The sequence below is a fragment of the Enterobacterales bacterium endosymbiont of Anomoneura mori genome (assembly GCF_047159375.1).
GTDB lineage: Bacteria > Pseudomonadota > Gammaproteobacteria > Enterobacterales > Enterobacteriaceae_A.
The window spans coordinates 87,903-106,745 of sequence record NZ_AP031381.1 but is presented as its reverse complement, the minus strand read 5'-3'; the positions used below and the strand labels follow the sequence as shown (position 1 = coordinate 106,745).

Sequence of the window (18,843 nt, the reverse complement as noted above, 5' to 3'; positions counted from 1 at the left end):
TTATTAAAAATAAAATATTTAAATTAAAAATTTATTTAAATATTTTATTATAATTTTACTTTATTAATTGTTTTTTTTAAATGTGAAATTATACTTTTTTGTCCATTTCTAATCCATTTTCTTGGATCATAATATTTTTTATTTGGTTCATTAATTCCTTTAGGATTACCTAATTGTGTTTGTAAATAATTTTTATATTTTTTATAATAATTTAATATACCTAACCAATTAGCCCATTGAATATCTGTATCAATATTTATTTTAACCACACCATATTTAATAGATTCTTTAATATCTTTTTCAAGAGATCCTGAACCTCCATGAAAAACAAAATTTAAATTATTTTTAGGTAAATTAAATTTATTTGAAACATATTTTTGAATATCTTTTAAAATAGTTGGAATTAATTTAACATTTCCTTGTTTATATACACCATGTACATTTCCAAAAGCTGCTGCTATTGTAAAGTTTGAACTTATTTTTATTAAATTTTTAAAAATATATGAAACAGTTTTTGGATTTGTATAAAAATTAGATTTTTCTATATTATTATTATTTACTCCATCTTCTTCACCACCAATACAACCTAATTCAATTTCTAATAATATTCCCATTTTTTTCATACGTTTTAAATATTTAGAATATATTTTAACATTTGTGTCAATAGTTTCTTTTGATAAGTCTATCATATGAGAAGAAAATAATGGTTTTTTATTTATATTATAAAATTTTTCATTTTCATATAAAAGACCATCAATCCATGGTAATAATTCTTTTGAACAGTGATCAGTATGTAACATAACATTTGCTCCGTAATGTTTTGCTAATTTATGAACATATTTAGCTCCTGTTACAGCTCCTAAAATAGCTGTTTCAGTAATAGATTTTTTTTTTAATAAACCATTTCCAGTTAAGAAAATTGATCCTCTATATGAAAATTGAATAATTAAAGGTAAATTAATTTTTGCTGATATTTCTAAAATAGAATTTATAGAATCTATATTTATACAATTAATTGCTGGTATAGCAAAATTTTTTTTTTTAGCAAATTCAAATGTTTTTTTAACATTTTTTCCTAAAATAACACCTTTTTTTAAAAAATTCATTTTTTCCTTAAATATTAATATTTTAAAAATAATAAAAATATTTAATATTTTATTAATAATTATAATTATAAAATTTATTTAATAAAAATTTTTTTTAAAATATTTAATATAATAATTTTATTTAATATTAATATAAAATATATTTATTTTATTTTTTATAATTTTTTTATTAAAAAATATTTATAAATTAATTTATATTATTTGATAATTTTTAAATGTCATTATTTGAATAATTTTTAATTAACATTTTTTTTGTTTTTTTTATTATATTATTAATTGTAAAACCAAATTTATTAAATAATTTTTCTGCTGGTCCTGATTCTCCAAAATTTTTCATACCAATAATTTTTCCATATAATCCTGTATATTTATACCAATAACCTTTAAAACTTGCTTCTATTACAATACGATTTTTAATTATTTTTGGTAATATTTTTTTACGATATTTTTTATTTTGAATTTCAAAAACATTTGTAGATGGTAATGAAACAACACGTACATTTATTCCTATTTTTTTTAATTTTTTTGAAGATTTTATTGTTATATCTAATTCTGAACCAGTAGAAATAAATATTACATCTGGAAAATTATTACATTCCTTTATTATATAACCACCTTTATATACATTATTTATTTGTTTTAAATTACGTATTTGTTGTTTAACATTTTGACGTGTTAAAATTAAAGCAATTGGTTTTTGTTCCTTTATAGCATATTTCCAAGCAATTGCTGTTTCAACTTCATCACAAGGTCTCCAAACATATAAATTAGGAATCATACGTAAATTTGATAATGTTTCTATAGGTTGATGAGTAGGACCATCTTCTCCTAAACCAATAGAATCATGTGTATAAATAAATATTATATGTAAATTCATTAATGATGCCATTCTTATTGCATTATGAGCATATTCAAAAAATATTAAAAATGTTGCAGAATATGGTAATAAACCTCCATGTAAAGCTATTCCATTAGTAATTGCACTCATACCAAATTCACGTACTCCATAATGTATATAATTACCATAACTATTATTATTAAAAGATATTGAACCTGACCAATTACTTAAATTACTTGGTGTTAAATCTGCTGATCCTCCTATTAATTCAGGTAATATTTTTCCTAAAAATTCTAATGTATTTTGAGAAGATTTTCTTGTTGCTATATTTTTAAAAATTAATTGTGTATCTTTAATAAATTTATCTATATTTTTATTAAAATTAATAGGTAATTTTTTATTCAAACATCTTTTATATTCAATATATAATTCTGGATATTTTTTACTATATTTTTTAACAAGTAAATTCCATTTATTTTCTAATTTTTTTCCTTTTTCTTTAGCATCCCATTTTAAATAAATATTTTTAGGAATTATAAATTCTGGAAATTTCCATTTTAATAATAATCTAGTATTATAAATTTCTTTTTTACCTAATGGTGCACCATGTACTTCACTGTTTCCAGCTTTATTAGGAGAACCATAACCTATAATTGTTTTACATATAATTAAATTTGGTTTATTTTTTGATTTATGTGCTTTTTTAATTGCATATTTTATTTCTTCACTATTATGACCATTTATTTTATCAATTACATTCCAACCATAAGATTCAAAACGTTTTTTAACATCTTCATTATACCATTCTTTAATATTACCATCAATAGAAATATTATTATTATCATAAAAAACTATTATTTTATTTAATTTTAAAGTACCTGCTAAAGAACAAACTTCATGTGAAATACCTTCCATTAAACATCCATCTCCTATAAATATATAAGTTTTATGATTAATAATTTTATAATTTGGTTTATTAAATTTTTTTGATAAAATACGTTCAGCAATTGCAAATCCTACACCATTTGCTAAACCTTGTCCTAAAGGACCTGTTGTAGTTTCTATACCATTTATATTTTTTTCGTATTCAGGATGTCCTGGAGTTTTAGAATTTAATTGTCTAAAATTTTTAATATCATTTATTGATAAATTATATCCTGTAAGATGTAATAAAGAATATAATAACATTGATCCATGACCGTTAGATAATATAAATCTATCTCTATTAAACCAAAAAGGGTTATTTGGATTATGTATTAAAAAATCTCTCCATAAAACTTCAGCAATATCTGCCATACCCATAGGCATACCTGGATGACCTGAATTTGCTTTTTGTATAGCATCAATACTTAATATTCTAATTGCATTTGCTAATTCTTTACGATTAATCATTTTTATTCCTTAAAATAATATTTTAATTTTATATTATTAAAATATTTTAATAAATAATATTTTTTTAAAAAATTATATTATACAATAATTTTTAAAAAAAACAACAAAATATATTTATTTTTAATATTATAAATATAATTAATTAATAAATTTTTAAAAAATATTTTTTTTTAAAAAATTTTTTATAATATTTAAAATTTTAAATTAAATTAAAATATTTTATAAATAATAAATATTAGGGATGTTTAAACATCCCCTTATTTTAATTTATTAAAATGGAATATCATCTTCAAAATTTATTTCATTATTATTTATATTATTAGAATTTTTAAATTCTTTTTTATTATTTAAAATAGAATCATCATTTTTTTTATTCCAAAAAATTTCTTGTGGGTCTTTTTGATTATTATTACGACTACTTAACATTAACATTAACCCTCCCATATTAACTATAATTTCTGTTATATATCTTTCAATATTATTTTTATCAATCCATTTACGTGTTTGTAAAGATCCTTCAATATATACTTGTGATCCTTTTTTAAGATATTCTCCAGCAATTTCAGCTAATCTACCATATATAACAACTTTATGCCATTCAGTTTTTTCTTTTTTTTCATTAGTTTTTTTATCTCTCCAATTTTCTGAAGTAGCAATACTTAAATTAGTTACTGCATTACCATTTGACATATAATGCACTTTAGGGTCATGCCCTAAAAAACCAATTAATATTACTTTATTTATACCTTTTATTGACATTTTTTTTTCCTTTTTAAATTTATTTAAATATATTAATTTATTTTTTATAAAAGTATAAATTAAATATTTAAATATTTTTGTTAATAAAAATTAAAAATTAATTATTTTTTTATTACATAATATTTTAAAAATTATTAATATTAAAGATTTTATAGAATTTTGACCATTTAAATATATATCTGGATTTAAAGGTTTTTCATAAATACTATCATAACCAGTAAAATTTTTAATTTTATTTTTTTCCATTTTTTTATATAAATTTTTAGGATCTCTTATTTTACATATTTCTAATGGAGTATCTACAAAAATTTCTAAAAAATTTTGATTTTTTAATATTTTACGAATATTTTCTCTACCTTTTCTAAAAGGTGCAATAATTGATATTAATACTATTAATCCAGCATCTGCTAAAATTTTAGATACTTCTCCTATACGACGCATATTTTCATTTCTATCATTATTTGTAAATTCTAAATCATTACATAAACCAAATCTAATATTATCACCATCTAATATATATGTATTAATATTTTTTTTAAATAAAAAATTTTCTAATTCATTTGAAATAGTAGATTTTCCAGAACCAGATAAACCAGTAAATAATAATACTGCACTTTTATGTTTATTTTTAATTTCACGTTTTTTTTGATTAATTTTTGATTTGTTCCAAATTATATTTTTTTTATTTTTAAATGTATTTAATTTATTCATTTTTCCTTTTTAGATTATATAAAAAATAATAAATTTATTAAATAAATAATTTATTATTTAAATAAAAATTTTTTTAATTAAACCTGCTCCTATTGTTGAATTGTTATTTTTATTAATAAAAATTAAATTTCCAGTATTACGATTATTAAAATAAGTATCTAATATTAATAAATCATTAAAAACAACTTCAATTAAACCTATATTATTTAAATATATATTATTTGAAGAATATTGTACTAATGTATTTACATCACATTTATATTGAATAGTTATAATTTTTGCTTCTATTTTTTTTCCTAATATTTTAACATTATATATTTCATTTAATGATAATAGAATTTCATTTAACCAAACAATTTTAATTAATGCTCTATTAGATAATGTTATATTATCTAATTCATTAATAATTATATCTCCTTTACTAATATCAATATTATCTTCTAAAACTAAAGTAATAGATTCACCTACAATTGCATCTGGTAAATCTTTATCAAAAGTTACAATACGTTTTATAGTTGATTTAATATTATAAGGTAAAATTTTAATTTTTTGACCTACTCTCATAATACCTGAAGAAATATTTCCTGAATATCCACGAAAATTTTGATTAGGTCTATTAATATATTGAACAGGAAAACGTAATGGTTTAAGTTCTAATTCACTTATTACATCTACAGTTTCTAAAACTTCTATAATAGTTGGACCTTTATACCAATTCATAAAATTACTTTTTTTAATTATATTATCACCATTTAATGCAGAAATTGGTATAAAAATAACATTTAATTTATTAGGTAAATATTTTACAAAAGATAAATAATCTTTAACAATTTTATTAAATATTAATTTATTATAATTTATTAAATCCATTTTATTTATAGTTACTAATAAATTTTGTATTCCTAATAATGTACAAATATAACTATGTCTACGTGTTTGTTTTAAAACACCTTTTCTTGAATCAATTAATAATATTGCTAAATCACAATTTGAAGCTGCTGTAGCCATATTTCTAGTATATTGTTCATGTCCAGGAGTATCAGCTATAATAAATTTACGTTTTTCAGTTGAAAAATATCTATATGCAATATCAATAGTTATACCTTGTTCTCTTTCTGCTTCTAAACCATCAACTAATAAAGATAAATCTAATTTTGAACCTTGTGTACCTTTAATATCTTTTTTTAATTCAAATAAATGATCTTCACAAATTTGTTTAGTATCATGTAAAAGACGACCTATAAGAGTACTTTTACCATCATCTACACTTCCACAAGTTAAAAATTTCAATAAACTTTTATTTTTATGTAATTTTAAATATTTTTTGAAAATATTTTTTTTAGTTATTATATTATATTTATTACATATCATTTTTTGAAAATTAAAAATAACCATTTCGTTTTTTATATTCCATTGATCCAGATTGATCAATATCAATTGCTCTTCCATAACGTTCACTACTATTTATAAAAAGTGTTTCTTCTATAATATCAGATAAAGTAATTGCATTTGATTTTGTTGCACCAGTTAATGGCCAACATCCTAAAGTTCTAAATCTAACCATTAAATACATTGGTATTTCTTTAGATTTCAAATTTATACGATTATCATTTAACATTATTAACATATTATCACGTTTTACAATTTTTCTAAGTTTTGAAAAATATAAAGATACAATTTCTATATTTTCTAAATAAATATATTCCCATATATCTAATTCAGTCCAATTAGATAAAGGAAAAATTCTAATATTTTCACCCTTATTTATTTGACAATTATAATTATTCCATAATTCAGGTCTTTGATTTTTAGGATTCCAACGATGAAAACGGTCTCTAAAAGAGAATATACGTTCTTTAGCTCTTGATTTTTCTTCATCTCTTCTAGCTCCACCAAATGCAGCATCAAATTTATATTTATTTATAGCTTTTTTAAGACCTATAGTTTTCATAATATTAGTATATTTGTTACTTCCATCTATAAATGGATTAACATTATTATTTTCTTTATTTTTATATATTAATAATTTGATATCATAATTTTTTGATGTATTTTTTCTAAATTTATACATTTCATTAAATTTCCAACCAGTATCAACATGTAAAAAAGGAAATGGAATTTTACCTGGGAAAAATGCTTTTCTTGATAAATGTAACATTACAGAAGAATCTTTACCAATAGAATATAACATAACTGGATTTTTAAATTCTGTTACTACTTCACGTATAATATTTATACTTTCAGCTTCTAATTGTTTAAGATGAGTATATCTATTATAATTCATAAAAAATTTTAATATTTTTAAAATAAATAATTTTTTAAAAATTAGTTTTTTTTATACCAATGTAATTTATAATGTAATTTAACAACTTCACCAATTATAATTAAATTTGGTAATTCTATATTTTTTATTAAATAATTAATTTTTTTTAAAGTACTAATAATTATATTTTGGTTTAAATATGTTCCTTTACTTATAATTGCTATAGGTAAATTTTTATTTAAACCATCATTTATCATTTTTTTTATAATATTATTAATTTTAATTGTTCCCATATAAATAACAAATGTATGTTTTTTATTATTAAAATTTAAAAAATTTAAATTATTATTTAAATAATTATGACCTGTAATAAAAGTAATACTTTGTGAATATTTTCGATGAGTTAATGGTATTCCGGCATAAGCTGTAACTCCATTTGCAGCTGTTATTCCAGGAACAACATTAAATTTAATATTTTTTTTATAAACTAATTTTAATTCTTCAGCTCCTCTACCAAATATAAATGGATCTCCACCTTTTAATCTAACAACACGTTTTCCTGATTTTGCTAAATATATTAATAAATAATTTATTTTTTTTTGTAATACTGAATGTAAACCAATTCTTTTTCCAACACATATACGTTTTGCATCACGACGTATTAAATTTAATATTTCTTTATTTATTAAATAATCATATAAAACTACATCAGCTTGTTGAATAACTTGCAAACCTTTAATAGTTAATAATCCTACATCTCCAGGTCCAGCACCTACTAATGAAATTTCTCCATTATTTTTAATTTTAAAATTTTTAAAATTTTTAATAATTTCATTTTCAGCATTATTATATTGAAAATTTAAAATTAAAGAAAAAAATTTTTTAGAAAAAATATTTTCCCAAAAATAACGACGTATTTTAATAGATTTTATTTTTTTTTTAATTTTTTCTCGCCATTTTGAAGTAATTTTAATAATTTTTCCAAGTTTAAATGGTAATAAAGATTCAAATTTTTCTCTTATTAATTTTACTAATATAGGTGCTTTACCACATGAAGAAATTGCAATTAATAATGGTGTTCTATTAATAATTGATGGAAAAATAAAAGAACAATTTTTTGGGTTATCAACTGTATTAGTAAATATTTTACGTTTATTTGCTTCAAAAAATATTTTTGAATTTAATTTATTATTATTAGTAGCAATAATTATTAAAAATACATTAATTAATTTATTTGTACAAAATTTATGACCTATCCAATTAATATATTTTTTATTATTTTTTTTTTTAAGTTCAGGTGTAAGTTTTTTAGCAATAATTTTAATTTTCGCATTAGTTTTTATTAATAAATCAATTTTACGAGAAGCAATAGATCCTCCACCAATTACTAAAACTGTGCGATTTTTTAAATTAATAAATATTGGTAAATATTTCAAAAATTATTTTTAAAATAATAATATTTAAATTTTAAAAATATTTAAATATTAAAAATATTTAATTATTAAATTTTAAAATTTAAAATTAATATTTGATGATTAATTTTTTAATTATTATTAATTTTTTTATATTAAATAATAAATAAAAAAAATTTAAAATTAATATTTTAAATTTATATTTAAAAAATATTTTTTAAAAATTAAATATTCATTATTTAATTAATAAATTTTTAATATTAATATTTTAAAATATTTTTAGTAATTATTTTATATTAAATTATTTATAAAAAATTTTAATAAATTGAATATTTTAAAAAATGTGAATATATATATATAATGATATTACCAATTTATATGGATTATTCTGCTACCTCCCCTGTAGATAAACGTATAGTTAAAAAAATGTTTAAATATTTAACATTAGATGGAAATTTTGGAAATCCTTCTTCAAGATCTCATTGCTTTGGTTGGAGAGCAGAAGAATCAATAAATATTTATAGAAAAAAAATTGCTAAATTAATAAAAGCTAACTATAAAGAAATTATTTTTACTTCAGGCGCAACTGAATCAATAAATTTAGCAATTAAAGGTATTGCAAATTTTTATAAATATAAAGGAAATCATATAATAACATCTAAAATTGAACATAAATCTGTTTTGGATAGTTGTAGACAATTAGAAATTAATAATTTTAATATAAGTTATATAAAACCTGAAAGTAATGGTATTATAAATTTATATAAAATATCTAAAATTATTAATAATAATACAATTTTAATTTCTATTATACATGTTAATAATGAAATAGGAGTTATACAAAATATTAATGAAATTGGTAAAATATGTAAAAAAAAAAAAATTTTTTTACATATTGATGCAACTCAAAGTTTTGGAAAAATTAATATTGATGTTAAAAAAAATAATATAGATTTAATGTCTTTTTCAGCACATAAAATATATGGTCCTAAAGGAATAGGAATTTTATATATTAATAATAAACCTAAAATTCATATAACACCTCAAATACATGGTGGAGGTCATGAAAAAGGTTTACGTTCTGGTACATTAGCTGTTCATCAAATAGTTGGAATTGGTGAAGCATGTAAAATTATAATAAAAGAAATGAAAAATGATAATTATTTATATCATATATTAAAAAGTAGATTTTGGAATGGTATTAAAAAAATAGAAGAAATATATTTAAATGGAGATTTTAATAATAGTGTTCCAAATATAATAAATATTAGTTTCAATTATATTGAAGGTGAATCTCTTATAATGTCTTTAAAAAATATTGCTGTATCTTCTGGTTCAGCATGTACTTCATCAAGTTTAGAACCTTCTTATGTATTATTATCATTAGGAATTAATGAACAATTAGCACATAGTTCTATTAGATTTTCATTTGGTCGTTTTTCTAAAATTGAAGAAATTGATTATAGTATAAATATTATTAATAAATCTATTAAAAAATTAAGAAATATTTCACCTTTATGGGAAATTTTTAAACAAGGAATAGATATTAATTCTATTATTTGGGAAAAAAATATTTAATATTAATTATTATGTCTTATAGTAAAAAGTTATTAGATCATTATGAAAATCCTAGAAATGTTGGTTCTTTAGATAATAAAGATAAAAATGTTGGTAGTAGTTTGATAGGTTCACCATCATGTGGCGATGTAATAAAATTACAAATAAAAATTAATAATAAAGGTATAATTGAAAATGCTAAATTTAAAACTTATGGTTGTGGTTCAGCTATTGCATCAAGTTCTTTATTAACTGAATTAATAATAGGTAAAACTATTAAACAAGTAAAAAAAATTAAAAATATTAATATAGCTAAAGAACTTTCATTACCACCAATTAAATTTCATTGTTCTATATTAGCAGAAAATGCAATAAAAGAAGCAATTAAAAATTATTATAGTAAAAATAATTTTTAAAATTTTTTATTATTAATTAATTAATATTTTTATAATTTATGATAATAAATATAAGTGATAATGCTATAAATTATTTTTTTAATTTAATAAAAAAAAATAAAAAATTTGGAATAAGATTAGGAATAAAAAAATCAAAGTGTTTAAATTTTAAATATAATTTTAAATATATTAATGATTTAAATAATAATGACTACATTTTTAAAAAAAAAAAAATTATTATTTTTATAAAAAAAAAAAATTTAATATATTTTAATAATATTAAAATCGATTTAATTAAAAAAAAATTTAAAACATTTCTTATTTTTAATAATCCAAATATTAAAAATAAATGTAAATGTGGAAAAAGTTTTAATATATAAATTTTTATTAAAATAAATCTATTATTTTAATAATATTTAAAAATATTATATTTAAATATTTTATTTTTTAATTATTTATTAAAGATATTATTATTAAACATTAATATTTTAATAATATTAAAAATTCTCGTTTTTTTTATAATTAATAATAAGTTAAATTTATCAATATTTAATTAAAAATTTAAAAATGTTTAATAAAAATATAATAATAATTATTAATATTATAATTTTAAATATGTAAATAAAATATTTAAAAATAAAAATATTAAAATATTAATTTATTATATAATATGGATTATCAAATCCTAGATTTTTAAGGATTTCTATTTCTAATATTTCCATTTGTTTTTTTTCATTGTTTTTAATGTGATTTAAATTTAATAAATGTAATAAACCATGAATAATAATATTTAAAAAAAAAATTTTTTTTTTATTTTTTTTAAATGTAATTAATTCATGACAAATTATTAAATCACCTATATAATTTTTATTATTTATTATATCTTTAAAATTAAAAGTTAATATATTTGTATATTTATTAATTCCTCTAAAAATTAAATTAAATTTTAAAATTTCATTTTTATTAACTAATTTAATTAATACTTTTGTTTTTTTTTTAAATTTTTTAACTGTATTTTTAATTAAAAATATAATTTTATTTTTTTTTTTTTTTTTAATATTAAAATCACATTGTAAAATTAATTTTAAAGATTTCATATTATAATTAATTAAATAATTAATATCAAGGGTGGAGAGAATTGAACTCACGACATACGGTTTTGGAGACCGGTGCTCTACCAACTGAGCTACACCCCTAATTAAATATAATTTATAATATTTAAATATTTTATAAAATATTTATAAAATTTAAAAAATTATTAAATAATTTAATAATATTAATTTTTTTAAAAATGTCTAAAATAATTAAAATAGCAACTCGAAATAGTCATTTAGCTTTATGGCAAGCAGAATTAATTAAAAAAAAAATTATTAATTTTTATCCAAATTTTAAAATAAAAATAATACCTATTATAACAAAAGGTGATATAATAATTAATAAATCATTAAAAAAAATAGGTGGAAAAAATTTATTTGGAAATGAATTAGAAAAATCACTTAAAAATAAAAAAACTGATATTGCAGTTCATTCAATGAAAGATATTTCAAATATTTTTTCTAAAGAATTTGGTTTAACAATTATTTGTGATCGTGAAGATCCAAGAGACATTTTAGTATCTAATAAATATAATTCTTTAAATAATTTACCTTACGGTAGTATAGTAGGAACTTCAAGTTTAAGAAGAAAATGTCAATTATTAATTAAAAGACCAGATTTAAAAATTTTAAATATTAGAGGAAATATTAATACTCGTATTAAAAAATTAAATAATAATGAATATGACGCAATAATTTTAAGTATTGCAGGACTTAAAAGATTAGGATATAATAATTATTTAAGATCACCACTTAATATAAAAGATTTTATACCTGCTGCAGGTCAAGGAGCTATAGGAGTAGAATATCGTTTAAATGATATAAAAATTTTAAATATATTAAAATCATTGTTTAATTATAAAATTAATTCTTGTATATTAACAGAAAGAATTTTTAATAATATTTTAAATTATGGTTGTCATGCTCCAATTGGAAGTTATGCAAAAATTATAAAAAAAAAAATTTGGCTTCGTATTTTTATTAGTTCTTCAAATGGTAAAAATTATATAAATGATGAATATTTTGGAAATATAAAAGATTTTAAAATTATTGGTTATAAATTAGCTAAAAAAATAATTAATTCTAATATATATAAATTCTTAAAAAAATAAAATAATTAATAATTTATTTTAAATAATATATTAAATTTTTTAAATTTAATTTATTAAAAATTAAAAAATATTTTTAGGTACTTTTTTCCCAATTTTTTTATAAAAATTTGAAACAAATAGATTAAATTTATTTAATTTAATTGAATTTCTTAAATTTAGCATTAAATTTTGATAATATCTAATATTATGAATAGTATTTAATCTTATTCCTAATATTTCTTTATTAATATTTAAATTATATAAATATGATAATGTATAATTAGAACATGTATAACAATCACAATTAATATCTAAAGGTTTTGTATTATATTTATATTTATGATTAGAAATATTTATTAAACCATTACTTACAAACAATTGACCATTTCGAGCATGTCTTGAAGGAATTACACAATCAAACATATCAATACCTCTACGTACACTTTCTATTATATCTTCAGGTTTACCTATTCCCATAAGATATCTAGGAAAATTTTTAGGAATTTTAGGACAAATATATTCTAAAATATCATACATATTTTTTTTTGGCTCACCAACAGCTAAACCACCAAAAGCATATCCATTAAAGCCAATATCAAGTAATCCATTTAAAGAAAATAATCTTAAATCTTTATATATTCCACCTTGAATAATACCAAATAATTTTTTTTTACTATTAATTTTATTAAATTGTTTTTTACTACGTTTAGCCCAACGTAATGACATTTCAACAGAATTTTTAATATAATTCCAATTATTTAAATAAGATAAACATTCATCTAAAATCATAAAAATATCAGAATTTAAAAAATATTGAATATTAATTGATTTTTCAGGACTTAAAAATAAATTATTTCCATTATTTGGATTTTTAAAATAAATACCTTCTTCTTTTATTTTATTTAATGTATTAAGACTAAATATTTGAAACCCTCCTGAATCAGTTAATATAGGTTTATTCCAATTCATATATTTATGTAAATCATCATGTATTTTAATAATTTTTATACCAGGACGTAACCAAAGATGAAAAGTATTGCTTAATATAATTTGTACATCAAGTTTTTTAACTTCTTCTGTTGTTAAAGTTTTAATAACTCCATAAGTTCCAACTGGCATAAATGTTGGAGTTTCTATTATAGAATTTTTAAAATTAAAATTTCCTAAACGAGTATAACCATTTGTTTTTATTAATTTATAATCCATATAAATTCCAAACTATATAATTATAAAAAAATTAATATTTTTAAAAATTATTATTTTTAGATTGAATAGCTGTAATTGCAATAGTATAAACTATATCATCAATAAGTGCACCACGAGATAAATCATTAACCGGTTTTCGAATACCTTGTAGTATAGGTCCTATTGAAATTATATTAGCAGATCTTTGAACCGCTTTATAAGTTGTATTACCTGTATTTAAATCTGGAAAAATTATTACATTTGCTTTTCCAGCAACCTTTGAATTTGGTGCTTTTTTTTTAGCTACATTTGAAATTATTGCAGCATCATATTGTAAAGGTCCGTCAATTATTAAATTTGGTTTTTTTTTTTTAATTAAAATTGTTGCTTGTTTAACTTTTTCTACATCTTTACCTATACCTGAATTACCAGTAGAATATGAAATCATAGCTATTTTAGGTTTAATATTAAATAATTTAGCTGTTTTAGCAGATTCAATAGCAATTTCAGAAAGTTGTTCAGATGTAGGATTTATATTAATTGCACAATCACCATATATTAAAACTTTATTTTGTAATAACATAAAATTAATTGAAGAAACTAATGAAATACCAGGTTTAGTTTTTATTATTTGTAATGCTGGACGAATTGTATTTGCTGTTGTATTTATTGAACCTGATACTAATCCATCAACTTCATTATTTTCTAACATCATTATACCTAATACTGTATTATTTTTTAATTCATTAATAGCTTTTTCTACATTCATACCTTTATGCTTACGTAATTGAACTAATTTATTAATATAATTATTTCTAATATTTTTAGGATTAATAATTTTTATTTTTTTATTAAATTTAATATTATTTAATATTGCAATTTTTTTAATTTTATCTGGATTTCCTAATAATATACATTCAGCAATATTTTTATTATAACAAATATTAGCAGCTTTTATAATACGAGGTTCGTAACCTTCTGGTAAAATTATTTTTTTATTTATATTTTTGGAAACTTCTGTTATTTTATAAATAAATTCTTTAGGTGTAAAATTTTTATATTTTGAATATTTTTTAAATTTAAATAAATTTAAATTTATATATTTAGAAATATATTTTTGTGTTTTTTTGATATTTATATAATCTTTATTAAATATTTTAAAATTTATTTTTTTTATAATTTTAAAAATTTTTAAACTTGTTTTATTAATTACAAAAACTGTTAAATTTGTTAAAAATATACAATTTAAAAATTTTTTTATTAATAAATTAGATACATTATAATCTGTTATAAGTATTGCTCCTAATTTTATACCATTATATACAGATAAACAAATTTTAAAAATTTCATTTATTTTATTCAATGAAATTATTATAAATGAATTTAAACAAAAATATTTAAATATATTTTTAATATTATTTTTACAAAATATTATATTTTTAATACGTTTAGTTAATATTTCACCTTTATTAATTATATTTGATTTAATATAATAACCAATATCAATAATACGAATTGAAAATAAATTTGAATTTAATGGTATATAATTTACTTTTTTATTTTTTTTAAATTTTTTAATATTTACATTATTATAAATCTGATTAATAATAAATTTATTAATTTTTAAATTTATATATTTTTTAAAATTATTATATATTATATTAATATATTTATTTATATTTTTATAATTAATAAATTTATTAAAAAATAATGGAATAATATTTTTAAAATTTAAAGATTTTGATATTTCATAATTTAAAAACATATAATTATAATTATTATTAATTAAATAAAATCCTTCTATTATAAAAATATCATATTTTTTAATATTTTTATAATAATAAGAAATTAATTCTTTTATTAATATATTTTTTTTTTCTAAAATTGTTAAATTTTTTATTTTTTTTGTATATATTTTATTATTATTTAATATAAAACAATTTTTTTTTTTTTTAATAATATTTTTTTTTTTAAAATTTATAATTGGTTTCATAAAACAAAATTTTATTTTTTTTTTTTTAAGAATATTAATAATACTTAAAGATAAATTATTAAATTTATTATTTACAGGCATTAACATAATTGTTTTTGACATTTATTCCTTTTTAAATTTTTATATTTAATATTTTTTAAATTAACATTTAATTAATAAATTTATTATTATTTATTATATTATATGAATCTTTTGCAATTATTAATTCTTCATTACTAGGAATTACTAAAGCTAAACGACTATTAAATTTAGTTATAATACCAGATTTTTTATAATAAATGTTTTTATTAAGTATTTTATCTATTTTAAAATTTAATATATTTAAAGAATTAATAGTTAATTCTCTTATTAATTCTGAATTTTCACCAATACCTCCAGTAAAAACAAGAGCATCAAAATTTTTATTAAATAATGTTATATAAGAACCTATATATTTTGATAATCTATGACAAAAAATATCTATTGCTAATTTAAAATTTTTTTTATTTTTATAATTTTTTTCTATATATTTTAAATCATTACTTATTTCACTTATTCCTAATAATCCTGATTCATTATTTAAAATTTTATTAATTTTATCAATTTTTATACCTAAAAAATTATATAAATAAAATATTATTGATGAATCTATATCACCGCATCTTGTTCCCATTACTAAACCTTCTAATGGTGTTAGTCCCATAGAAGTATCAATACATTTACCATTTTTAATAGCAGATATTGAACATCCATTCCCTAAATGACATGAAATTATATTAATATTTTTAATTTCTTTATTTAAAATATTAGCAGTTTTTAAAGTTATAAATTTATGACTTATACCATGTGCACCATATTTTCTTATTTTATATTTTTTATACAAATTATATGGTAAAGCATATAAAAAAAACTTTTTTGGAATACTTTGATGAAACGCTGTATCAAAAACAGCAATATTCTTTTTAATAAAATTTGGAAAATATTTAAAACTTTTATAAATTCCAATTAAATGTTCAGAATTATGAAGTGGTGCAAATTTTATTGAATCTTTTATAGAATTAATTACTTTATCATTAATTATTACAGAATTTGAAAAATGTTCTCCTCCATGAACTATACGATGACCTATAGAAAATAAATTTTTAAATATTTTTTTATTTTTAATTATAATTGAAGTAAAAATAAATTTTAATATTTCTAAATTAGAATTTATTTTATTTATTTTTTTTTTATAATTAATATTATTTATTTTCCATTTTATTAAATATATTTTATTTTTTAAATGTTTAGTTATTCCTGTAAGAATTTTTTTTTCATTAATTGGATTAATAATTGAAAATTTAATAGATGAACTACCACAATTTATAACTAAAATATTTTTTTTAATCATTTTATATTAATAATAAATAATATATTAAAGATATAATTATTTAAATATTTTTAAAAAATATTTAAATAATATTATATTATAATTAATAAATTTTTTTTAAAAAAATAAATTTTTTATATTATTTAATTTTTATTAATTTAATAAAAATATAATAATTTAAAAAATTCATTATCTATCTAAAATATTTTCAAAACGTGCTAATTTTGCATTAAAATTTAAATATATAGAACCAATAGGACCATTTCTTTGTTTACCTATTATAATTTGTGCTATATTTTTAAAATTACTATTTTTATTATATATTTCGTCTCTATAAACAAACATTATTAAATCTGCATCTTGTTCAATAGAACCAGATTCTCTTAAATCAGAATTAACTGGACGTTTATCTAATCTTTGCTCAAGTGATCTATTTAATTGAGATAAAGCTAATACAGGGATATTTAATTCTTTTGCTAATGCTTTTAATGAACGTGAAATTTCAGTTATTTCTAATGTTCTATTATTGAATAAATATGGAACACGTATTAATTGAAGGTAATCTATCATTATTAAACTTAATCCATTATTTTCTCTAAAAATTCTTCTTGATCTTGATCTAATCTCACTAATAGTTAAACATGAAGAATCATCAATATATATATTACGATTTTCCAATAAAATACCCATAATTTTAGATATACGTGACCAATCTTTATCATTTAATTGACCAGTACGAATATTATTTTGATTAATTCTTGTTAATGATGATAACATTCTCATCATAATTTGTTCACCTGACATTTCTAAACTAAAAATTAATACAGGTTTTTTTTTAATCATAGAAATATTTTCACATAAATTCATAGCAAATGTAGTTTTACCCATAGATGGACGTGATGCAATAATGATTAAATCTGATTTTTGTAAACCGCCTGTAATTTTATTTAAATTATGATATCCAGTATTTATACCAATAATACCGTTATTAGGGTTTTTATAAAATAATTCAATACGCGAAATTGTTGTATCTAAAATTTTTTCAACATTTTGAGGACCTAAATCTTTTTTAATTTTATTTTCTGCAATTTTAAAAATTTTTGTTTCAGCAAAATCAATTAACTCTTCACAATTTCTACCTTTAGGATTATAACCAGCATTAGCTATTTCATTTGCAACTGTTATCATTTCTCTTACAATTGCTCTTTCATGTATAATATCTGCATATGCTATAATATTTGAAATACTTGGAGTAATTTGAGATAATTCAGCTAAATATGCAAATCCTCCTACTATTTTTAATTTATCTTTTTTTTTTAAAGATTCTGATAAAGTAATTAAATCAATTGGTTTACCAATACCTAATAAATAATCCATTTCATTAAAAATAATTTTATGTTGAATACTAAAAAAATCATTCATATCAATTCTTTCTATAACATTTTCCCAATGACTATTCTCTAATATTATTCCACCTAATATAGATTGTTCAGCTTCTAAAGAATGAGGTAATATTTTTATATTATTAACTTTTATATCGTTTATTTTATTTTTTTTTTTAATCATTTTTCCTTTTAAAAAATTAAATAATTTAATATTATTAAAAATAAATTATTAATATTAATATTTATTATTAAATTAAATAAAAATAAATTATTATAAATATTTATAAAAAATTAATTTGTAATATTATATTAAA

The 18,843-nt window shown here is 17.8% G+C and carries 16 protein-coding genes and 1 tRNA gene; 4 read left to right on the top strand and 13 right to left on the bottom strand.

All coding sequences use genetic code 11. The features are described 5' to 3' along the window. Positions 1-47: 47 nt before the first annotated feature. From fbaA to cysG, 7 genes are all read right to left on the bottom strand, one after another. Complete coding sequence (gene fbaA / locus ACMCL3_RS00530) at positions 48-1,106, bottom strand: class II fructose-bisphosphate aldolase (protein ID WP_412728848.1); 1,059 nt, start codon at positions 1,104-1,106, stop codon at positions 48-50. Positions 1,107-1,317: 211 nt separating this feature from the next. Further along, positions 1,318-3,336, bottom strand: a complete 2,019-nt coding sequence (gene tkt / locus ACMCL3_RS00525) for a transketolase (RefSeq protein WP_412728847.1) — start codon at positions 3,334-3,336, stop codon at positions 1,318-1,320. 270 nt (positions 3,337-3,606) lie between these two features. Beyond that, positions 3,607-4,095 carry a single-stranded DNA-binding protein gene (ssb, locus tag ACMCL3_RS00520; RefSeq protein WP_412728846.1) on the bottom strand — a complete coding sequence of 163 codons (489 nt, stop codon included), beginning with the start codon at positions 4,093-4,095 and terminating at the stop codon, positions 3,607-3,609. Between the two features lie 90 nt (positions 4,096-4,185). Next, positions 4,186-4,806 carry an adenylyl-sulfate kinase gene (gene cysC, locus ACMCL3_RS00515; protein WP_412728845.1) on the bottom strand — a complete coding sequence of 207 codons (621 nt, stop codon included), beginning with the start codon at positions 4,804-4,806 and terminating at the stop codon, positions 4,186-4,188. 57 nt (positions 4,807-4,863) lie between these two features. Next, entirely contained in the window at positions 4,864-6,255 is a 1,392-nt protein-coding gene (cysN, locus tag ACMCL3_RS00510; RefSeq protein ID WP_412728844.1) for a sulfate adenylyltransferase subunit CysN, read from the bottom strand. Next, a complete protein-coding gene (gene cysD, locus ACMCL3_RS00505) occupies positions 6,188-7,090 on the bottom strand; it encodes a sulfate adenylyltransferase subunit CysD (RefSeq protein ID WP_412728843.1) in 903 nt (300 codons plus the stop codon). The genes cysN and cysD overlap by 68 nt, the downstream gene beginning before the upstream one ends. 41 nt (positions 7,091-7,131) lie before the next feature. Next, positions 7,132-8,505 (bottom strand): siroheme synthase CysG, encoded by a 1,374-nt coding sequence (gene cysG, locus ACMCL3_RS00500; RefSeq protein WP_412728842.1) that lies wholly within the window; start codon positions 8,503-8,505, stop codon positions 7,132-7,134. Positions 8,506-8,841: 336 nt separating this feature from the next. Between cysG and ACMCL3_RS00495 the strand changes: the two genes are divergently transcribed. Genes ACMCL3_RS00495 through ACMCL3_RS00485 form a run of 3 tightly spaced genes read left to right on the top strand, consistent with a single transcriptional unit; the run spans position 8,842 to position 10,813 of the window. Then, on the top strand, positions 8,842-10,059 hold the full coding sequence (locus tag ACMCL3_RS00495) for an IscS subfamily cysteine desulfurase (protein ID WP_412728841.1): 1,218 nt from the start codon (positions 8,842-8,844) through the stop codon (positions 10,057-10,059). Positions 10,060-10,070: 11 nt separating this feature from the next. Next, entirely contained in the window at positions 10,071-10,454 is a 384-nt protein-coding gene (iscU, locus tag ACMCL3_RS00490) for a Fe-S cluster assembly scaffold IscU (protein ID WP_412728840.1), read from the top strand. Between the two features lie 38 nt (positions 10,455-10,492). Next, positions 10,493-10,813: an iron-sulfur cluster assembly accessory protein gene (locus ACMCL3_RS00485; protein WP_412728839.1), complete on the top strand. Its 321-nt coding sequence runs from the start codon at positions 10,493-10,495 to the stop codon at positions 10,811-10,813. Between the two features lie 273 nt (positions 10,814-11,086). Here the strand turns inward: ACMCL3_RS00485 and ybeY are convergent, their stop codons facing one another. Together ybeY and ACMCL3_RS00475 are read right to left on the bottom strand one after the other, a co-directional pair. Next, complete coding sequence (ybeY, locus tag ACMCL3_RS00480) at positions 11,087-11,581, bottom strand: rRNA maturation RNase YbeY (protein WP_412728838.1); 495 nt, start codon at positions 11,579-11,581, stop codon at positions 11,087-11,089. Continuing rightward, positions 11,557-11,629 (bottom strand) — tRNA-Trp (locus ACMCL3_RS00475). The genes ybeY and ACMCL3_RS00475 overlap by 25 nt, the downstream gene beginning before the upstream one ends. Positions 11,630-11,724: 95 nt before the next feature. On the opposite strand from ACMCL3_RS00475, the gene hemC reads away from it, so the two are divergent. Then, on the top strand, positions 11,725-12,639 hold the full coding sequence (gene hemC, locus ACMCL3_RS00470; RefSeq protein WP_412728837.1) for a hydroxymethylbilane synthase: 915 nt from the start codon (positions 11,725-11,727) through the stop codon (positions 12,637-12,639). A gap of 60 nt (positions 12,640-12,699) precedes the next feature. On the opposite strand, the gene tgt is transcribed toward hemC, so the two are convergent. The 4 genes from tgt to dnaB all read right to left on the bottom strand — a co-directional run bounded on the left by tgt (position 12,700) and on the right by dnaB (position 18,710). Then, positions 12,700-13,824, bottom strand: coding sequence for a tRNA guanosine(34) transglycosylase Tgt (gene tgt, locus ACMCL3_RS00465; protein WP_412728836.1), 1,125 nt, complete (start codon positions 13,822-13,824; stop codon positions 12,700-12,702). A 40-nt stretch (positions 13,825-13,864) separates the two neighbouring features. Continuing rightward, the gene (gene pta / locus ACMCL3_RS00460; RefSeq protein WP_412728835.1) at positions 13,865-15,898 is read right to left on the bottom strand and encodes a phosphate acetyltransferase; all 2,034 of its coding nucleotides are present in this window, start codon (positions 15,896-15,898) and stop codon (positions 13,865-13,867) included. Between the two features lie 46 nt (positions 15,899-15,944). Next, complete coding sequence (locus ACMCL3_RS00455) at positions 15,945-17,165, bottom strand: acetate kinase (protein WP_412728834.1); 1,221 nt, start codon at positions 17,163-17,165, stop codon at positions 15,945-15,947. A gap of 168 nt (positions 17,166-17,333) precedes the next feature. Further along, positions 17,334-18,710 (bottom strand): replicative DNA helicase, encoded by a 1,377-nt coding sequence (dnaB, locus tag ACMCL3_RS00450; RefSeq protein ID WP_412728833.1) that lies wholly within the window; start codon positions 18,708-18,710, stop codon positions 17,334-17,336. Between the last annotated feature and the right edge of the window lie 133 nt (positions 18,711-18,843).